At 53.1% G+C, this 19,264-nt stretch carries 12 protein-coding genes; 7 read left to right on the top strand and 5 right to left on the bottom strand.

All coding sequences use genetic code 11. From position 1 onward, the window contains the following. The first annotated feature begins 696 nt into the window (after positions 1–696). Positions 697–2,040 (top strand): hypothetical protein, encoded by a 1,344-nt coding sequence (locus tag QZ305_RS09060; RefSeq protein ID WP_294731443.1) that lies wholly within the window; start codon positions 697–699, stop codon positions 2,038–2,040. A 139-nt stretch (positions 2,041–2,179) separates the two neighbouring features. Here QZ305_RS09060 and QZ305_RS09055 read toward each other — a convergent pair whose 3' ends face one another. The 3 genes from QZ305_RS09055 to QZ305_RS09045 are packed head-to-tail and all read right to left on the bottom strand — an operon-like array spanning position 2,180 to position 4,474. Continuing rightward, on the bottom strand, positions 2,180–2,848 hold the full coding sequence (locus tag QZ305_RS09055; protein WP_294731441.1) for a YoaK family protein: 669 nt from the start codon (positions 2,846–2,848) through the stop codon (positions 2,180–2,182). Then, the gene (locus tag QZ305_RS09050; RefSeq protein ID WP_294731439.1) at positions 2,841–3,653 is read right to left on the bottom strand and encodes an HAD hydrolase family protein; all 813 of its coding nucleotides are present in this window, start codon (positions 3,651–3,653) and stop codon (positions 2,841–2,843) included. Before QZ305_RS09050 ends, QZ305_RS09055 begins: the two co-directional genes overlap by 8 nt. Next, positions 3,644–4,474 carry a Cof-type HAD-IIB family hydrolase gene (locus tag QZ305_RS09045; RefSeq protein ID WP_294731438.1) on the bottom strand — a complete coding sequence of 277 codons (831 nt, stop codon included), beginning with the start codon at positions 4,472–4,474 and terminating at the stop codon, positions 3,644–3,646. The genes QZ305_RS09050 and QZ305_RS09045 overlap by 10 nt, the downstream gene beginning before the upstream one ends. A gap of 158 nt (positions 4,475–4,632) precedes the next feature. Here QZ305_RS09045 and QZ305_RS09040 point away from each other — a divergent pair, with 158 nt between their 5' ends. Then, positions 4,633–6,060 carry a radical SAM protein gene (locus QZ305_RS09040; protein WP_294731436.1) on the top strand — a complete coding sequence of 476 codons (1,428 nt, stop codon included), beginning with the start codon at positions 4,633–4,635 and terminating at the stop codon, positions 6,058–6,060. A gap of 113 nt (positions 6,061–6,173) precedes the next feature. On the opposite strand, the gene QZ305_RS09035 is transcribed toward QZ305_RS09040, so the two are convergent. Next, on the bottom strand, positions 6,174–7,535 hold the full coding sequence (locus QZ305_RS09035) for an MATE family efflux transporter (RefSeq protein ID WP_294731435.1): 1,362 nt from the start codon (positions 7,533–7,535) through the stop codon (positions 6,174–6,176). A 76-nt stretch (positions 7,536–7,611) separates the two neighbouring features. Then, positions 7,612–8,064, bottom strand: coding sequence for an SseB family protein (locus tag QZ305_RS09030; RefSeq protein WP_294731434.1), 453 nt, complete (start codon positions 8,062–8,064; stop codon positions 7,612–7,614). Positions 8,065–8,240: 176 nt separating this feature from the next. Here QZ305_RS09030 and QZ305_RS09025 point away from each other — a divergent pair, with 176 nt between their 5' ends. The 5 genes from QZ305_RS09025 to QZ305_RS09005 all read left to right on the top strand — a co-directional run bounded on the left by QZ305_RS09025 (position 8,241) and on the right by QZ305_RS09005 (position 19,205). Next, positions 8,241–9,227, top strand: a complete 987-nt coding sequence (locus QZ305_RS09025) for a RodZ family helix-turn-helix domain-containing protein (RefSeq protein ID WP_294731433.1) — start codon at positions 8,241–8,243, stop codon at positions 9,225–9,227. Then, positions 9,211–9,789 carry a CDP-diacylglycerol--glycerol-3-phosphate 3-phosphatidyltransferase gene (gene pgsA, locus QZ305_RS09020; RefSeq protein ID WP_294731432.1) on the top strand — a complete coding sequence of 193 codons (579 nt, stop codon included), beginning with the start codon at positions 9,211–9,213 and terminating at the stop codon, positions 9,787–9,789. Before QZ305_RS09025 ends, pgsA begins: the two co-directional genes overlap by 17 nt. After that, on the top strand, positions 9,789–10,280 hold the full coding sequence (locus QZ305_RS09015; protein ID WP_294731431.1) for a CinA family protein: 492 nt from the start codon (positions 9,789–9,791) through the stop codon (positions 10,278–10,280). The genes pgsA and QZ305_RS09015 overlap by 1 nt, the downstream gene beginning before the upstream one ends. Then, entirely contained in the window at positions 10,264–11,400 is a 1,137-nt protein-coding gene (recA, locus tag QZ305_RS09010; protein ID WP_294731428.1) for a recombinase RecA, read from the top strand. The genes QZ305_RS09015 and recA overlap by 17 nt, the downstream gene beginning before the upstream one ends. Positions 11,401–11,678: 278 nt before the next feature. Next, the gene (locus QZ305_RS09005) at positions 11,679–19,205 is read left to right on the top strand and encodes an InlB B-repeat-containing protein (RefSeq protein WP_294731427.1); all 7,527 of its coding nucleotides are present in this window, start codon (positions 11,679–11,681) and stop codon (positions 19,203–19,205) included. Positions 19,206–19,264 lie beyond the last annotated feature (59 nt).

Below are 19,264 nucleotides of genomic sequence, written 5' to 3'. Positions count from 1 at the left end.
CAGTGCCGAACGGCACGCTGGGTGGTGTGAGAGGGACCTAGTCTCTACTCGATTTGTTTTCGAATGAGTTCCGGAAACAAATTCTGGAAATTACCGATATTAACAGATTAAGCGGTAATGTAACAATGTAAAATTCCACTGTTTCCAACAGCAACCGGTTTCGGTATAGTAGGAAAGTATTAAAAAATACAAATAGATTTCGAAAAAGACAAATCCAGCTTCTTTGTATCTCACTGCAGATACCAGGCTGGATTCTGCACGAAATCGCTGCTGAATCAATTCCCGAACAATTTGCAAAGAAGCCCTGTATGCAGGGACTGGAAAGGAAACAGACAATGATCAAGAAAATTCTGAAAGTATCGCTGGCGGCTTCCATGGCCATGACGGCAGCCGCTTCTGCTGCACAGAATGCCACTGTGTTTGCACAGGAAATGCCTGCAGAAGAACTGAACGCCAATGTACAGCCGGTTCTGGAAGAACAGCCGGCTGTTCAGGAAGAAACAGTCCTGACCGAAGAGACAGAAGAAACAGGGACGCAGGAAGTCCCCGCAGAAGCTGAAACACCGGTGGAAGACAGCGCTCAGATCACGGAAACTCCTGCAGAGGAAGAAGTGACTGTACCGGAAACAGAAGAAACTGTTGCGGAAGAACCCGCTGCAGTGGAAGAAGAAGCTGTGGCAGAAGAGGAAATCACAGATGAAGAGGAAGCCGGCGTGGAAGCCCACCGGGGCGGGACTGACCTGCGGTCTGACGCTGAACACCAAAGTGGACGGTCAAGTGACCGGGACTCTGGATTATCAGCCAGGAAAAGAAGTCTATGATGTGCAGCTGGGCGGAACACTGGACATGACCGGCATCTGGAGCAACTACAATACCTTCAGAACGCTGTATATCGTCAAAAACGGAAAAGCCGAGTTTTACAAAAAATCTCTGACTGGTCAGTTCCAGTACCAGTTCCAGGTCAACCCGGATGTCGTAACTGTAAACGAAGAGATTCTTTGCAGTCCGGCTGCCTGGCAGACAGCCTTTGAAACAGAGAGCCAGGATACCGCAGCCGCTTTCTTCTCTTATATGCACTGCGTAGACGCTGCGTATGATGCGGCAACCGGAACGGTCACCGTAACTTTTCGAATCAATGAAAACGGATCCGGAAAAGTCAGCACGAAGACCATCGATGACAACAAAGATGCCGGATCCAAGCCGGACTTCATCCATGCATACTCCCCTGCAGGGGCATTCACCATCAAGGTGGAAAATTTCAAGAAGGGCCAGAGTGCTTTTGTGGGAAAAGCCTCTTTCACAGGAAATATGGATCTGTCACCCTGGATGGCACTGATTTTCCCACTGCGCTACACAGCCAATGTCACCCAGGATAATCTGCTGCTGAATGTTCCCGATGCAAAAGTGACCTTCGATGTGGAAAACGGCACCTGGGCAGACGGAACCGCGGATACCCGCGTGGCTACTGTTCCTGTGGATGTCTTCAAACTGTCCGAAGGTGCACATGTTGTAGCCGGTACGCTGACCGAAGACATGATTCCTGTCGGTATGATTGCTGCGGAAGGATACGATCAGGAAAACGGTGCCTGGGACCAGGAGCTGGTGACTGAGGAAAATGGTCTGGTGTTCCGCGAAAGCGGGCTCACCACAATGAGCCGTAACGGAAACGATTCCATGTCCATCGGTTACACCTACAGCTTCCCCGGCAAAGCCGCAGATCCCAAACCCGTTGATCCGGATCAGCCTGCTTTCCCCGGTGAAGATGACAACAACAAACCCGGCGAGGACAACAAGCCCGGTGACACGGACAAACCCGGCGAAGACAGCAAGCCCGGTGACACGGATGCCGACAAGCCCGGCACAGACAAGCCCGAAGAAAACAAGCCCGTGGACAACACAAACAAACAGGAAGAAAACAAAAAGCCATCTTCCTCCAAAGTCCCCACGGCTGCAGCCACCGGCATTGCCGCCACACTGGGTGTGCAGGCTCTGTCCGTGGCAGGCATCTTCACGCTGCTGCGCCGCAGAAAAAACAGATAAAAGCCCCGGCAATGTGACTGTGGATGCAGTCACCCTCGGCCTGGACAGACAAAAAGGAACCGGAAGGCTCCTGCGCTGACTGCTCAGCTGCAGAACCATGCCGGTTCCTTTTGTTTTTATTCAGGATAAGAAAAGCCGGTCAGAACTGGTCCAGTTCATCCAGCACATGGCGGCGGTGCTGGAAATGCAGGACGATCCAGGAACTGGTCAGCAGCAGGCTGCATCCGGTGATTGTGTACAGACCGGTCACCGGGGCCAGGGCATTGCCCAGAACAGCGCCGGCGACAAAGCACAGGATCACATAGTAATACGCTGCGGCGGACCGCAGGTGCCGGTGATCTTTCCGGCACAGCCAGGTCACGAAGGATACCGTGCCGGAGCGCAGATTGCCGATGCACATGGTGGTGGCAAAGGGATGACCTTTGAGTTTCCGGAAGGTCTGGACCTGCATGCCGCAGACAAAAGAGGTCAGGGAATTGGCGAAGAGGTCCAAAGGAATGAAAGGGACAAGCAGCAGAAGGAAGGCTTCGGCGGCGAGAATCGTCTGTTTCCAGTGAACGGGACGCAGGCGGGAGAGGTGCATGAGTTCCGAGATGAAGATCCCGGCGGTGAACCCTGCCACAGGGAAGAGATAGTGCAGAACCTGTTCCCACTGACCGCTGCAGAGATAAATCCCCAGAAAGAGAATGTTGCCGGTCTGGGCGTTGGCGAAGACATGACCCCGGAGGATGAAGGAATAGGCATCCATCAGACCGCCGGAGAGAGCAAGCAGGGTTCCCAGAATCAGCGATTCGGATTCCTCATCCACGGATCAGGTCCTCCATTTTGTGCAGGACCGCATAGTCATCCGGCATGGGCAGGATGCTGGCGGCGGCTTCTTTGGCCTGCGCCGATCCGGTTTCCGGGGCGTAGCTGTCCGGGATGGCTTCCAGGAGCGTCACATCGTTGATGCCGTCTCCGAAGGCGGCTGCCTGACTGGCATCCTGGCCAAGATACTGGAGGACTTCCAGGGCTGCATGTCCTTTCGTGGCGTCTTTCCGGGTGATTTCCGAGAGTCCGGAAAAACTGGGGGCATTGACCAGATTCGGATGGGCTGCCAGAAATCTGGCCATTTTGTCCGGATCGGCGTCATGGAGTTCCAGCTTCACGGCGGGCAGCATCATGAGCATGCCGGCGGGGACATCCGGTTCCACGGTGCGCAGAAACGGAGGCAGCAGGAAGGAGGGAAGCGGCAGCGGGGGCAGACCTCTGCGCCTGAGGTAACTGCCGGCCAGCTGGCTCCAGCTGGCGTTGGAATAGACGCCGTCCCGGGTGATGATTTTCAGGGGACTGTTGCCGAATGTCATGATGAAATCCGCAAGATCCGCCGGGTCAATGCGCTTCTCGCTCACCAGCTCCCCTTCGTCGTCGTAGATCAGCGCGCCGTTGGCGGCGATCAGCCAGTCCACCTCCGGTTCCATCTGCCAGACAGAGACCGAAGGCCGCCCGGTGGTGAAAATCACATGGCCGCCCTGGTCCCGGATGCGCTGTGTGCCCTGCCGCAGGGTGTCATCCAGCTGGTGGTTGACCATGAAGGTGCCGTCCAGGTCGGTGAAAAACAGAGTTACGCCCATGTCTTCTGCAGCTCCTTCATTTTGCGGATCACGCAGTGTTCGTCGCTGCCGTCCAGCAGTGCCGAAGCGGCGGCTTTCACTTCAGGCTGTGCCGTGTCCGGTGCAAAGCTGTGTTCAAAGAGCCGGAACATGCTCAGATCGTTGATCCCGTCCCCGAACACCGCCACCTGGTCATAAGGAATGCCCAGATGATCTGCCAGCGCCCGGACCGCCTGTCCCTTGGTGGCGCGGCAGCTGGTGATTTCATACAGCACCGCATCGCTGGGAGTGTTGACCACCTGGGGATGATCCGCCAGCCAGGCTTCCAGTGCCCGGCAGTCTTCACTGTCTTCCCGGTTGCAGTTGATTTTGTAGATGGTCTCGGCCAGGATCTCCTCCCGGCTCAGATCATTCCGGTGTCCCTGGAACATTTTGTCAAAATCGCCGTGACGGCGGGGTTTGCCCCGTTTCGCCCAGCGCCGCTGGAAATTGGCAATGGTTTCCTGCCGGCTCTGACGCGTCAGGGTTCCCCGGTCTGTGCAGAACTCGAAGGGCAGCTGCGGGAACCGGTCCATCAGTTCCCGCACCAGGTCCGGATCCAGCGGGGCATCATGAATCACATGACCGGCTTCATCCAGCGCCAGAGCACCATTCATGAGAATCACCGGCCCCGGCTCGAATCCCAGGGCCTTGCACATGGACGCGCTGCGCCCGGTGCTGATTACCACCCGGGCATTGTGAGCAGCCAGGTCCCGGATCCCCTGCAGAATTTCCTCATCGGTTTCGTGGCGGGCATTGAGCAGGGTCCCGTCCAGGTCCGATGCAAACAGAAGTTCCTTCATCAGATTCCTCCTTCCAAATCGCATACAGAGTCATTGTAACAGATTTTCGCCACCTGGCTCCCGGAGCCCGCCACAGACATATCCAGGCAACTGACTGTATCTGTCTTTTGAGACATCTGTATAATCTGTGATTAATAAGAAAGAAGGTTTTTTCTCCCATGGCATTTGAAAAATTCAAAGGCGCCGCCACCCGCAAGGCAGTGGGGGCCACAGTGGACGGCGTTCTGAAATATGTGAACAAAGACCGTCAGAAAGGTCTGAACCGTCTGGTGGACATCTCGGAGTACCTCGTCGGGGACCTGTATCCCCAGGCTGTCTTCGACGGGGCCCGGAACATGATCGCGGATCCGGAGAACAAATGGATGAAATACGTGAACTCCATGCTGGATGAACTGGATCCCCATGTGGTCAAGACCCACATTCTGAACATCGGCTATCAGGCGGGATTCTACGGCTATGCCAAAACCAACCGCTTTGAAGAAGAACACGGCTACCGCATTCCCTGGATCATCCTCATGGATCCCACCAGCGCCTGCAACAAACACTGCATCGGCTGCTGGTCCGCGGAATACGGCAACCGGCTGAATCTGTCCTATGAAGACCTGGCCAGCATCGTCCGGCAGGGCGAGGAACTGGGCATTTACTTCTATATGATGACCGGCGGCGAACCGCTGGTGCGAAAGGACGACATCATCCGGCTGGCCAGAGAGTTTCCGAAATCGATGTTCTATGCCTTCACCAACGGATCTCTGATCACCGATGAATTCGCCGAAACCATGCGCGAACTCGGCAACATCTCCCTGGCGCTGTCCATTGAAGGCTTTGAAGGCGACAACGATGCCAGACGCGGCGAAGGGTCTTTCCAGGAAGTGGTGAAAGCCATGGACATTCTCAAGCAGCACGGACTGATCTTCGGCACCAGCATCTGCTACACCTCGAAGAACTACAAAATGGTCACCAGCGACGAGTTCCTGGATTTCCTCATTGACCACGGTGTGCGCTACAACTGGTATTTCCACTACATGCCCGTGGGCAACGAAGCCAGTACGGAGCTGCTGCTGAATCCCGAACAGCGGGAGTACATGTATCACCGCGTCCGGGAAATCCGGGACTTCGACGGCGGCAAGCCGATTTTCACCTTCGATTTCCAGAACGACGGGGAATTCGTGCAGGGGTGCATCGCCGGCGGGCGCTTCTACTGCCACATCAACCCCAACGGGGATGTGGAACCCTGTGTGTTCATTCATTATTCCAATGCGAACATCCACGACAAATCCCTGCTGGAGTGTCTGTCCCAGCCGCTGTTCCGGGAGTACCAGAAACATCAGCCTTTCAACTGCAACCACCTGCAGCCCTGCCCCATGCTGGAAAATCCGGAGATCCTGGGCACCATTGTCCATGACACCGGCGCCGTGAGCACCGATCTGCAGAGCCCGGAAACCCCGGAGCATCTCTGCGCAAAATGCGTGGACTACGCCGCGGAATGGGCCCCCAAAGCCAGAGAACTCATGGAAGCCCATCCCCATCTGACACCGGCGGATGTGGCGACGCTGCGGGCAAAGAACAAGGAACAGTCTCAAGCCTGATCCGCTGCCGATGGCGGGCGCTGCCCGCAGGCCGGGGCACAGACTGGCTGTATGCTGTACACAGAGAAAAAACGGGATCCTGCTGCCAGATCTGATCGGGTGCGGGATCCCGTTTATAGTGTTCGGGCGGCGGATGCGGCGGGAAAACTCTTTCTCAGGCGGAACAGAAACAGCAGTCCCCGGCAGTTCAGTTCAACCGCCATGGCAAACCACACGCCACCCAGTCCGAATCCGGTCATGGCAGCAGCGAAGGGAATCCGCAGTCCCCAGTTGGAGACCAGGGAGATGATGGTGGGCCACAGGGTATCGCCTTTGCCCCGGAGAATGCCGGTGGCCACGATGGCTGCTCCGTACATGGGCTCCGCAAAGGCTTCGATGCGCAGCACCATGGTCCCCAGATCCTGCACAGCCGGATCCGCGGAAAGCAGCTGCATCAGCACCGGTGCCAGCAGCCACAAGGCGATGCCCATGACAGTCATGACCCCGATGCCGGCCCATTCAATGCGCCATGCCAGAGACCGGGTCAGGGATTTCCGTCCGGCGCCCACACACTGACCGATGATGGCGCCGGCAGCCGAAGCTATGCCGAATCCCGGCATGTAAGCCAGACTCTCGGCGGTGATTGCAAAGCTGTTGGCGGCCACGGAAATACTGCCGAGGCTCGCGACGATCCGGGTGAAGAGCACATACCCGCTGCCGGTAACCAGCTGTTCTGCGCTGACCGGCAGACCGATCTTCACGGCCCGGGCAACCACGTCTCTTTGAAATCCGAAGCTGTGATGACCGGAAAGAAACGCCGAACGGCACAGCGTGTACCAGGTCAGGAACAGACTGATGCACAGGGCCGCCATGCCCGTGCCGATGGCAGCGCCTGCAACGCCCAGGGAAAGCTGAAAGATGAAAAACCAGTTGAAGAGCACATCCAGCAGGCACATGGCAATCTGGAGCATCCCCGGCAGCCGGGTATTGCCGGTTGCCTGGAGCATCTGCACTGCCCATTCGTTGAGCATGAGGAATGGCAGAAAGGCACACCACCAGGCGAAATAGCTGGTGGCCATGGAGCGGATTGCCGGTTCACCCTGGAGCCAGACAGGCAGCTGTCCGGCTGCCAGCAGACCGGCTGCCGCAAAGCTCAGGGCAAAGAGCAGGATGGCACAAAGTCCCTGGCGGCAGATCCGGGCGGCTTCTTCCGGCTTGCCGGCTCCGATGGTCTGGGCGGTCTGGACGGAAAAGCCGTAGATGACACCCCGGCAGATGCCGGAAAACAGCCAGGTGCTGGAAGCCACCAGGCCAATGGAAGCCGCAGCCAGAGAACCAAGGCGGCCTGCCATGGAGGCATCGATGAGCTGCATCAGGGTGCTGGCCACCTGGGCGAGAATGGCCGGCAGGGAAAGCCGGAATATGAGGCTGTACTGGCTGGAAACAGGCAGGGGTTTTCCTTCCCGCAGTGCCTGCAGAGACTGAGTCGTGTTCATGGGTTTATGGAATCAGAAACAGCCGGTGCATTCAAGAGGGCATCCGCTTAAAAAAGCGGGACAAAAGAAAACCGGATCAGGCAAGATCCGGGTGTGCATCGGCATACTGACCGCTGTACTGAAGTACCAGGGAAACCGGCAGCTGCAGACAGTCTGTGAAGGGGTCCAGAATGACCTCGGTGGTGATTTTGGAATGAGCCGCAAAGTAACAGAGTTTCAGGAAGGGAAGCTCGATCCAGGAGAAGGGTTCCACCAGTTTTCCCGGCGCTTTTTCCGGGCTGGTGAAAGCCGGAAAGAAAGGCTTTCCTTCGCTGTCTTCCAGGAGATCCGGCCAGAAGGGCAGATCCAGCTTTTTCAGGAGATCTTCCTCCCAGACGGGGTTTTTGAAATCAAAGGAAGAGGGATCCACTCCGGCGACCCAGACCGTTGTCTGGGGCAGCAGTTCCAGAATGTTTTCCAGATCCACGTCGTCCTGGAGCTTCCGGTGTCTGGCCAGCAGTTCGTGAAGTTTTGTGAGTTTTTCCTGCATACATTCACCTCATTTCTGCTATTATATCTTTTTTCACACTTTTTCGTAAGCAATTCACTCAACCGGCACGAATGATGCAGGTAAGAAACGTATAATGGTAACAGATTTCATGCTCCGTATCCTTAACGGAGACCCGCTGCCTTTGATATAATTACTTCTCAAAGGGGGATTTTTCGGTGCGGTATTATGAAATCTTAAAAAAACGGCGGACGGACCTGAAGCTCTCGATTCAGGACGTATCCGCACAGACAAGACTTGCACCTGAATATATCAAGGCAATCGAGGACAATGACCTGGATGTTTTTTCAGACGACCTTTCGTTTGTCCGGTACTTCATCCGTGCCTACTGCGAAGCCCTGGGCGTGAACTGGAACATGCTGCAGGAAGAAGTGGACGGATCCATCAAGCACTATGCCCATCTGCGCAACATGGCCCTCACCCAGGCCCAGAAGCGCATGGCGGCGGCCATGCCTGTGGAATCCAGCGATTCCCGGGTGCGCCGCGCATCCCGTTCAACCTATGAAAACCGGGTGGCATCCGCCAGCCGGTCTCTGTCCCGCCAGAAACCCCGGCGGAAACTGTCGCTGAAAGCGGTGATTGCCGCAGCGGTCATTCTCTGTGCAGGGTTTGGTCTCTGGACAGCCATGAGCCAGATGCGGGCCTCTCAGGCAGCACAGGCGGAGGCTGCAGCCAGTCAGGAAGCCAGGGACAAGGAAGCCGAAACCGCCAGGCTGGCGCAGCTGCGCCGGCAGGAGCAGGGACTGGACAGCCAGGACCAGCAGGAAACAGAGCCGGAAACGCCGGTTCAGGAAGACAAAACAACCGTTTCCGGCAATACCGTCACGGTGACCAGTGCCTTTGCCTCGGCGCCTCAGGTGCAGATCGAAGCGAAGTTTTCCGCTCCGACCACCGTCTGGCTGACAGAGGAAGGCGCTGTGCTCAATGACACCTCCCAGTTCACGGATTCCTTTTCCCAGACCGTGACCATGCAGGATGCGGGTACGCTGCTGTTTCAGCCGGCCATCCCGGAGGGCATGAAGCTGACGGTCAACGGTCAGACAGTGAACGCCCAGCCCGGAGAAAGCGGAGAAGTGATCATCACCATCGATGTGGTCCGGGCGCAGACAGAACAGCAAGGAGATCAGAATGAATCTGCCGAATAAACTGACGCTGGTCCGGATCCTGCTGGTTCCGGCAGCTGCCATCATCTACCTGGCGGTGCCCGCATCCTGGGCACCTGTGGTGCCATCCATTGGCCTGGCAGGCAGGGACCTGATCGTCTTTGCGATTTTCGCGGTGGCTTCCTTCACGGATTACCTGGACGGTACCATCGCCCGCAGCCGGAATCTCATTACCTCTTTCGGAAAATTTGCCGATCCCATTGCGGACAAGCTGCTGGTCAACACGCTGCTGATCCTGCTTGCCTGGAGTCACCAGGCCAGTGTTGTGGCTGTGCTGCTCATGACAGCCCGGGACCTGATCGTGGACGGCCTGCGCATGAGCGCGGCCCAAAGCGGGGAAGTGGTTTCCGCCGGCTGGTGGGGCAAGGTCAAGACCGTCCTGCAGATGTTCGCCATTGCGCTGCTGCTGCTTCATGACTGGCCCTTTGCGCTGCTGGGCATTCCCGCAGGGAAAATCCTGCTCTGGGCTGCCTGCGCCGCCAGTCTGTACAGCGGCTGGATCTACTTTGAAAAGCTGAAGAAGTACGTTCTGGAGACGATGTAATGACAGAGACGGAGGCGCTGCTTGCCTTTGCCCGGACGCACCAGGTGACGGTGGCTGCCTGCGAATCTCTGACCGCAGGGCTGTTCATGGCCACGCTTGCATCCGTGCCCGGTGCCAGCACCGTGCTGCGCGGGGGATTTGTCACCTATACCAATGAAATGAAGCAGAAGCTGGCTCATGTGGAAGCCGGCATTCTGAATACAGAGGGAGCTGTGTCTGCGGCCTGCGCCGCAGCCATGGCATCTCACACAAGAGAACTCACCGGCGCAGACTATGCCGTGTCCTTTACAGGCAATGCCGGACCTTCGGCTCTGGAAGACAAGCCTGCGGGACTGGTGTACTGTGCCATTGACAGCCGGAAGAGAAACCGGGTCTGTCGATATGAATTTGCCCATATGTCCCGCAATGAAGTGCGCGAAGCCGTGGTGGAAGCCATGGTGACACAGCTTCTTGCGGCAATGAAGGAGGAGCTGAATGGCCAAGAAATCTGATTCGGTCAAGAAAGATAAAAGCAAGGAAAAGGACAAGGATGAGCTGCTGGCGGATGTCCTGAAAGATATTGAAAAGGAGTACGGCACCGGTGCTGTCATGAAACTGGGAGAGCGTCCGAGCATGGATGTGGAACCCATCCCTTCGGGTTCCCTGCTGCTGGACCAGGCGCTGGGAATCGGCGGCTATCCCAAGGGCCGGGTGGTGGAGATCTACGGACCGGAATCATCCGGCAAGACCACCCTGGCGCTGCATGCCATTGCGGAAGTGCAGAAAAAAGGCGGCCGCTGTGCATTCATTGATGCCGAAAACGCCATTGATCCCATCTATGCCCGCAATCTGGGCGTCAACATTGACGAGCTGATTCTGTCGCAGCCGGATTCCGGTGAACAGGGCCTGAACATCATGCTGATGCTGATTGAAAGCGGTGCTGTGGATCTGGTGGTGGTGGACTCTGTGGCTGCCCTGACGCCCCAGGTGGAACTGGAAGGAGAAATGGGCGATCTGCAGGTGGGCGCCCAGGCCCGGATGATGTCCAAGGCCATGCGGAAGCTGGCGGGCATCATGAACCACAATGAGTGCACGGCGATTTTCATCAACCAGCTGCGGGAAAAGGTGGGCGTGATGTATGGCAACCCGGAAACCACGCCCGGCGGCAAGGCACTGAAGTTCTATGCATCCGTGCGCATTGACATCCGGAAAACGGATGTGATCAAAAACGGCAGCGAGATCATCGGCAACAAAGTCCGGGTGAAAATCGTGAAGAACAAGGTGGCGCCTCCGTTCAAGCAGTGCGCGCTGGAAATCGTATATGGCAAAGGCGTGTCCTGGATTTCCGAACTGGTGGATATGTCCGTGGAATACGGGTTCCTGAAAAAGGCAGGTGCCTGGTATTCCTACAACGGCGAAAAAGTCGGGCAGGGCAAGGAAGCCGCGAAGAAGTTCATGGAAGAAAACGCGGATATCCGCGGCGAGCTGGAACAGAAGCTGCGGGATGCCATGGCGGGCAACAGCAAGGAAGACAATGATGTGGACATCGACGATCTGCCGGGGGTTCAGGAAATGGATCCGGATCTGGCAGCGATGCTCAACCGCGGTCTGGACAATCCCATTGAGGCGTAGTTCGAAATACAGCCAGAATACAGAAGAGGTCTCTCCCACTGGAGGGACTTTTTTTGTGCAGTGCAACTTCACAAATCTGTCACATCTGCGTAAGAACTGATGTGGAACGTTACATAAATAGTTGTGAAACGTCCAAAGTGTAAACTGCAGTAATATTCCATTCTTTTGCTCTGGAACTTATTATGATATGTTTTAGTGGAAAGTTCCGGGTGTTACTAATCTGTAACATATCGTCATATGACAGACCGGAGCGTTTTGAGCAAGGAAAGGAAACAGGTATGAAGTCAAAGAAGAATCTGGCGGCAACGCTGGCGTTTCTGATGACGCTTCAGGCCACCGGGCAGCCCTGGGCAGTCATGGCCAATGAAGGCGAAGAAGGCAATGAACCGATCATAGGCGAAGCCGGGGACGATCAGACTGCCGGTGAAATGTCGGATGATGCCGTCATTCAGGAATCTGATGAACCTGCAGATGCAGAGACTCCGGTGACGGAAGTTCCGGAAGTGCAGGATGCACCCGCCACAGCGCCGGCTGAAACTCCTGCGGAAGAAGAGGAAACGGTTCCGGCTTTCGCGGAGATGGAAGAGGCTGGCACTTATACAGCCAGTGTGAAGCTGACAGGAACCGATGAGACAGTCAGCCCCGTTCTGGTGGACATGGGTGTCATCAAGGAAAAAGCCCCCGTCATGGAGGCTCAGAATTACTTTTTCAGAAAAGCCGAGGTAAACGGACAGACAATCACTGCAGTCCGCAAATGGAACTCCAAAAACGGTGAGCGGGTTTTCTGTCTGCTGGAAACCGGAGATCTGCAGGAACTGACCACAGGCATGGACGTTGTTTTCACCTATGAATACGTGAAGCCTGTGGAAGAAGAGCCTGCTGAAAAGGAAGAAGAGAAACAGGAAAACAAGGCTGAAGAAACTGCAAAGCCGGAAGAGTCCAAAGAATCGGAACAGACAGCGGAGGAAAAGCCTGCTGATGAGGTAAAAGCCGACACGGAAGAGGAACAGGAAGAACCTGCTGATAAAGCAGCAACATATTATGAAGTGAAGTTCTATGATCAGGAAGTCAAGGACGGCAATCTGATTCAGAAGGAAACACCCATTGTTACACAGTGGATCAAGGAAGGGGAACACGCAGTCGCTCCGGCTATCAACTGTCCGGAAGGATATATGTTTACTGGCTGGAGTCAGGATGCAAATGCTCCGATTACAAAAGCAACTGTATTTGTCGCCTGGTATGAAAAACTGGCGGAAGCCATCACGCTCCAGATCAACTATACCTATGAGGGTACCAGCGTTATGGTGGACCAGCCCTGGATTGCAGAAGTACAGCCGAATACATACGATGGAACGGTTGTATTCCCGAAAGTGGCAGGCTGTGAAACCTATGTGGATGGCAAGGAGACTGATTCCTATACATTTAACAAGCCGACAGAGAGTACTGTCATCAATGTTGAATATAAAGGTGTAGAGACAGAGTATACGGTCAAACATGTATTCCTGAAAGCCGATGGAACAGTCAACGAGACGAAGGATGTCGTAACAGAAACTCTGACTGGCGGTATCAATACACCGACAGCAGCGCAGCCGAAGGAATTCGCAGGCTACACCGTTAAGGCAGTGAACAATGTCACCATCAAGGGTGAAGGAACCGTGGCTGAAGTGCGTTATGCTCCGAATGCTTATACGGTTACCTTCCAGACTGGTGAAGGCGGTTCATATGTTGCACCCACATCTGTGTATGTGGATGAAGCAATCGAGCAGCCTGAAAAGCCGACAAAGCTCGGATACCGGTTTGTCGGCTGGGAGTATACCCAGGGGGTAGATGCAGACCACCCGGTTATGCCTGCTGCCGATGTGGTTGCCACTGCGAAATGGGTTGCCAACGACGAAGCCCGTTACACTGTCAACTACTGGCAGGAAGGCATCAACGGCGGCTATGAGCTGGCGCAGGATAAGAATGGAAAGCCGGATGTAGTCACTGGCACCGGTAAGGTTGGAGACTCTATCCCCTACCAGGCAGAAGATAACCGGTACAAAGGGTTCCATCTAAACAGTGATAAGTCCAAAGAACCCGTAACCATTTCGGCTGATGGACAGGCTGTGAAGAATGTCTATTATGACCGGAAGACCTATGAAATCAAATTCATGGTGAAGAGTGGCAGAAACTGGAAAGAAGATACTTCAAGAAGGATCACTGCCAAGTACGGAACTGATATTTCAGCCAAATGGGATTCAAGCGCGAAGGGTTACGTATGGTCTACTAAACCAGGTGGTCATACATATTATTCAGCCTTTACAAATATGCCTCTTGACGGATTTACCTGTTATGCCCAAAATTCCGGGGGCAATATGGTTGTCAACTATTATGTAGAGACATTTACCCCTGGGGAATATGAATTGAAACAGAGTGTAGGTGGATTCAATTATGGAAATCTCACTGAAGAGGATAAGCAGCCAATTGATGGGTTTAAGTATGATAGCTGGAAACAGCCGGAATTCGACTCCAACTGGTTTGAACAAACTCCCAAAGAACTTCATGGAATCGGTATTAACGATAAGGATGTAGTTTATGAAGGTGGGGGTGGGTATTTGAAATATACCCGTAACTCCTACGCCTTGCAGTTCAACAACTGTGAGCCCATTCCTTCCAAATCCGTGAAGTTTGAAGCTCCCATCGGACAGTATCTGCCGAAAACCGCTACACCTCCTGCCACGGAAGACAGCGATGTCAAATTTGCCGGCTGGTATACAGCTCCTGTAGGTGGAGAAAAGGTTGATGTAAATACAGATATGATTATGCCTTCTCACGTTGTTCAGCTGTATGCCCACTGGGAAAAGGCCAAGTATACAGTTTCATATGTGACGAACAGGGATGGTCTGAGCTATGACAGCAAAACTCTGGAAAAGGGCTCAATCATTGAAACACCTCCGGTGAATTATGACGACTTCCAGGGCTGGTATACTGATCCGGATTTCGCCCATGCATTTGTTCCCGGTACGCAGATTGGCAATCACCTGACTCTGTACGCCAAGTGGGAAAGTGACAACCAGACAACCTACTCCATCAAGTATGTGGATGAAAATGGCAATGAGCTGAAGACTGTTCAGGTCACAGAACCTGTAACTGTTGGCACAACCACGCAGGTTACTGCGGATTCTCTGATTGAAGTGAATGGTACAAGCTATTACCCCACTGAAACTGTCAAAACACTGGTAGCAGGTCAGAAGGCTGCGGAAAATGTGGTTGTATTTACCTGCAAGCCGGTTCAGACCTGGAGCTATACAGTCAGATATGTGGATAAAGACGGAAAGGAAATTCTTGAGCGCAAGGTTGTTGAAGATATCCGCAACACCCTGGTTCAGGAACTTGCGGTTGCCATTGAAGGCTATCAGCTGACTAGTGATCCGATTCAGACACTGTCAGTTGATGATAAGAACAAGGAAATTGTCTTCAAATATGCAAGCACTTCTGCTTCTTATAAAGTGGAATACATTGGCATCGAAGAAAACGGTGTTGAAACCGTACTGCAGGCTCCCGAAGTCATAAACAATGTTCCAGTTGGTTCCTTTGTAACCGCGACACTCAAAACGTTCGAAGATTACACCCCGATTACTTCTGGAAATGACTTGAAAGCTGCTGTAAAAGCAGACGACAGTACGGTTATCCGGGTTGAGTACAGACGCTGCGAACATACAGTTACTTACCAGCTGGATCCGGCATTCCGGGATTTATATACAGGTAATCTCCCTGCATCAAAACAGCTTCGTACAGGGGCTGTGGATACAGTTGCGGACGATCTGATTCTGGAAGGCTATATCTTTACTGGATGGACAACTTCTGATGTAACAGTCAATTCCAACGACAAATTCACCATGCCTTCAAAGAATGTGACATTTGTCGGCTCTTTCACACGCGACCTGCGCACTGTATCTGTTGATAACATCGCTAAGAAGTATGACGGTACGGCCTGCAGCCTGAATGTTTCTGGTACAGTTCCCTCAGATATCGTTACTTTCTGGAGTGAGGATGGGACAAAGCAGCTGGAGAATTCCTTTACCAACGTAACTGACAGCCAGAAAGTCAGAGTCAAAGTCCGCAGTGCAGATAACCAGGTTCGAGAGGATTTGATTGCAACTGTGACGATTTCTCCCAGAAATGTGACGATTACATCCAAATCTGCAGAAAAGCCCTATGATGGCAATCCGCTGACCAAACATGAAGTTGATGTAGCAGGTGATGGTTTTGTCCAGAATGAAGGGGCAAATTATACTTATACAGGTTCTCAGACAATTCCGGGTACCAGTGATAACACCTTCGACTACACGCTCAAAACAGGTACAGACAAGAGCAACTACGTCATTAAAACGGAATACGGCAAACTGAACGTCACAGATATTGACGAGACCAAGAAATATACTGTCACTGTTGTTGCCAAGTCGGATACTGTTAAGTACAACGGTCAGACACAGACTGTCTCGGGACTCAAATCCGGTACATCTTTTACCTGGAATAACCACCAGTATAAAGTCGAGGGTCTGACTGCAACTGGTTCCGGCAAGGATGCAGGCAGTTATGACAATGTTGTGACAGGAACTGCGATTGTTAAGGATGCCCAGGGCAACGATGTGACCAGTCAGTTTAATGTCACAACGGAAAAAGGTGTTCTGACCATCAGCAAGAGAGATGTTACACTGACATCTGCGACTGCAGGAAAACCTTATGATGGTTCTGCGCTGACTGCTAAGACCGTAGATGTAACAGGAGACGGCTTTGTGGAAGGTGAAGGAGCTTCATACAGCAACTTTGCATCCATTACACTGCCTGATACGGTTGATAACACATTCGACTATGAACTGAACAACGGTACTAAGTCTGAAAACTACGATATCAAACCTGTATATGGCCAGCTGTCTATCACAGATCGGGCAGATAGTGATAAGTTCGAAGTAACTGTCAAAGCTGCAAGCGACAATGTTACCTACAATGGTAAAGTGCAAACAGTCAGTGGTGTGGATATATCCAAATTTGGCTGGAATGGTCATACTTACACAATTTCCGGTTTGACTGCTGAAGCCGCCGGTACAAATGCAGGAAGATATACCAACACTGTAGTAGGTACTCCCGTCATCAAAGATGAAGCCGGTAACGATGTCACAGCTCAGTTCAAAGTCACTACGGTTGATGGAGAACTTGTCATCAACAAGCGGAAAGTCACGCTGACATCCGGTAGTGATTCCAAAGACTATGACGGTTCTGAACTGACTGCCAAGACTGTAGATGTGACTGGAGACGGTTTTGTGGAGGGAGAAGGAGCTTCCTACAGCAACTTTGCTTCCATCACGCTGCCGGGATTTATCGACAACACATTCGACTATGTTTTGAAGGATGGCACTTCTGCAGATAACTATGAGATTGCTACCCAACTCGGCAGGCTGACCATCCACAACCGTTCCACTGAAGACAAGGAGAAAGAGCCTGTCAAAGTCAGCGCGATTTCCGATACAGTTACCTACAACGGTAAAGAACAGTCTGTATCCGGTCTGGAAGGTACTTCCTTTGAGTGGAAAGATCATCAGTATACAGTCGAAGGACTGAGTGCTGAAGCAAAGGGAACGGATGCAAATGAAGAAGGCTATACCAGTGAAGTTGTGGGTACGGCCAAGGTTCTTGATGCTGACGGCAACGATGTGACAGCTCAGTTTAAAGTTGAAACTGAAGATGGCTCTCTGACTATCAATAAAAAGGCTGTAAGGATTACATCTGCTGATGACAAGAAGACTTACGATGGTTCTCCTCTGACCAATGATGAGGTAACTGCTGAAGGATTTGTGGAAGGCGAAGGAGCAACGTATAACGTTACAGGATCCATCCTGCTGCCTGGAACTACGCCGAATACCTTCACTTATCGTCTGACTGAAAACACAAAAGATATCAACTACAACATCTCCAAAGTGGAAGGTACTCTGATTATCACTGACAGAACTGAACAGGAGAAGGAAAGTGACAAAGTCACAGTGAAAGCCCTGTCCGGCAATGCCAAATATGATGGAAATGATCACACAGTATCCGGTCTGGAAGGAACAACGTTCGAATGGAAAGGCCATAAATACTCTGTGACAGGTCTGAGCGCATCTGTGACTGGCAGGGATGCTGGCACTTATGTAAATAGCGTCATCGGTACGGCTGTAGTTCAGGATGAATATGGTAATAATGTTACAAAACAGTTTAAAGTCGTGACTGAAAACGGTACTCTGACCATTGCCAAACGTGTTCTGACGTTGACCAGTGCCAGTGACAAGAAAGTCTATGATGGCTATGCTCTCGGCAATGAGAACGTATTCCTGGAAGGAGACGATTTTGTTGAAGGTGAAAAACCGGCTTATGTATTCGGTACGGATACCAAGCCTGTGGATGCTGGAACTTATACCAACAAATTCTCCTGCAGCTTTACACAGGGGGTAAATGCTGACAACTATGACATCACACTGAAGTTTGGTGAACTGGTCATCGAACAGTCTGTTCCGACAATTGTAGTCGAGGCTGATGGAGCTGACATTACAGCTGAAGGTTTGAGCAAAAAGTACGATGGCAAGACAGTTGCAGTGAAGGCATCTGCTTCCAACCAGGAAGGTAAGCCAATCGACGGCAACTTCACCTATACCGTGAAGGATCTGGCAACAGGCGAAACCACTACCTCAAAGGAAGTGCCGGCATTCACCAATAGCGGCAAATGGGAAGTCACTGCAAAAACGGACAACCCGAACTGCAAGGAAACGTCCAAAACCGTGACAGTGGAAATCACGAAACGGAACGTGCTGCTTGTCAGTGAGGATCAGGAATGGATCTATGACGGAGCGGAGCACCGACACGAAAAGGTCAACGTGCATGAATCAGGTGACGGATTTGTGGCAGGCGAAGAACCCGAGTTCCACACTTTTGCTTCCATCACCGATGCAGGCTCCAAAGCCAACGAGTTCCAGTACCGCTTCAACAAGCGGGGTGGAGCCACCACCCTGTCCCGAGTTGCCAGATTCCTGGGTATCGCCTCCGAGGATCCGGACAACATCGAAGCCAACTACAACATTGAAGTGCAGCACGGTACGCTGACTGTGAAGAAGGCTGCGGCTGAAAACCACAAGCTGGCACTGGCTGACAGGACTGTCACTTACAACGGCAAGGATCAGACGCTGGAAGCCGCTTCCTCCGATATTAAGGATGCCAAGGTTCAGTATTCTGTGGATGGTCAGGCGTGGACAGATGAACTGCCTGCTTTCAGGCACGTGGGCAAATACACCATTTACGCCCGTGCGGTTCACGGTAACTACGAAGATGCGGAAACATCCGCAGTTCTGGAAATCGTGCCTGCGAAACTGACGGTCATCACCGGCAGCGCAGAGAAGGTGTACGACGGCAAACCGCTGACTGCCGGCGGCAGACTGGAAGGTCTTGCTGAGGGCGATCAGGTGGAACTGGTTGTCACTGGAAGCCAGACTGAGGTGGGCGAAAGTGTCAACATCTGTGAACTGAAATGGACCGACGCAGAAGCGGCGGACTATGAAGTCACGGAAACGCTGGGCACGCTGAAAGTCACACCGAAACCGGCAGAACCGGAAGCACCGAAGAAGGATGAAACGCCGAAGACTCCGGCGAAATCCGAGACGAAGAAAGCGGCAAAGACTCCCACGGCTCTGGGTCTTGATCCTGCTCTGTGGACATCCATCATGGGTGCTGCAGGACTGGGCATGATTGGTGCTGCGAAACTTTCCCGCAAAGACAAAAAGAAAAAGGACGAAGAGTAATTCCGTCCCTTTCCGCCAGGGAACCTGATCAGGTTTCCTGGCCTTTTTGAATTCCGCAA

The organism is uncultured Faecalibaculum sp., assembly GCF_910588395.1.
Classification (GTDB): Bacteria; Bacillota_I; Bacilli_A; order Erysipelotrichales; family Erysipelotrichaceae; genus Faecalibaculum.
Note: the sequence above shows the minus strand (reverse complement) of the source record. Positions and strands in the feature narration are given on the sequence as shown.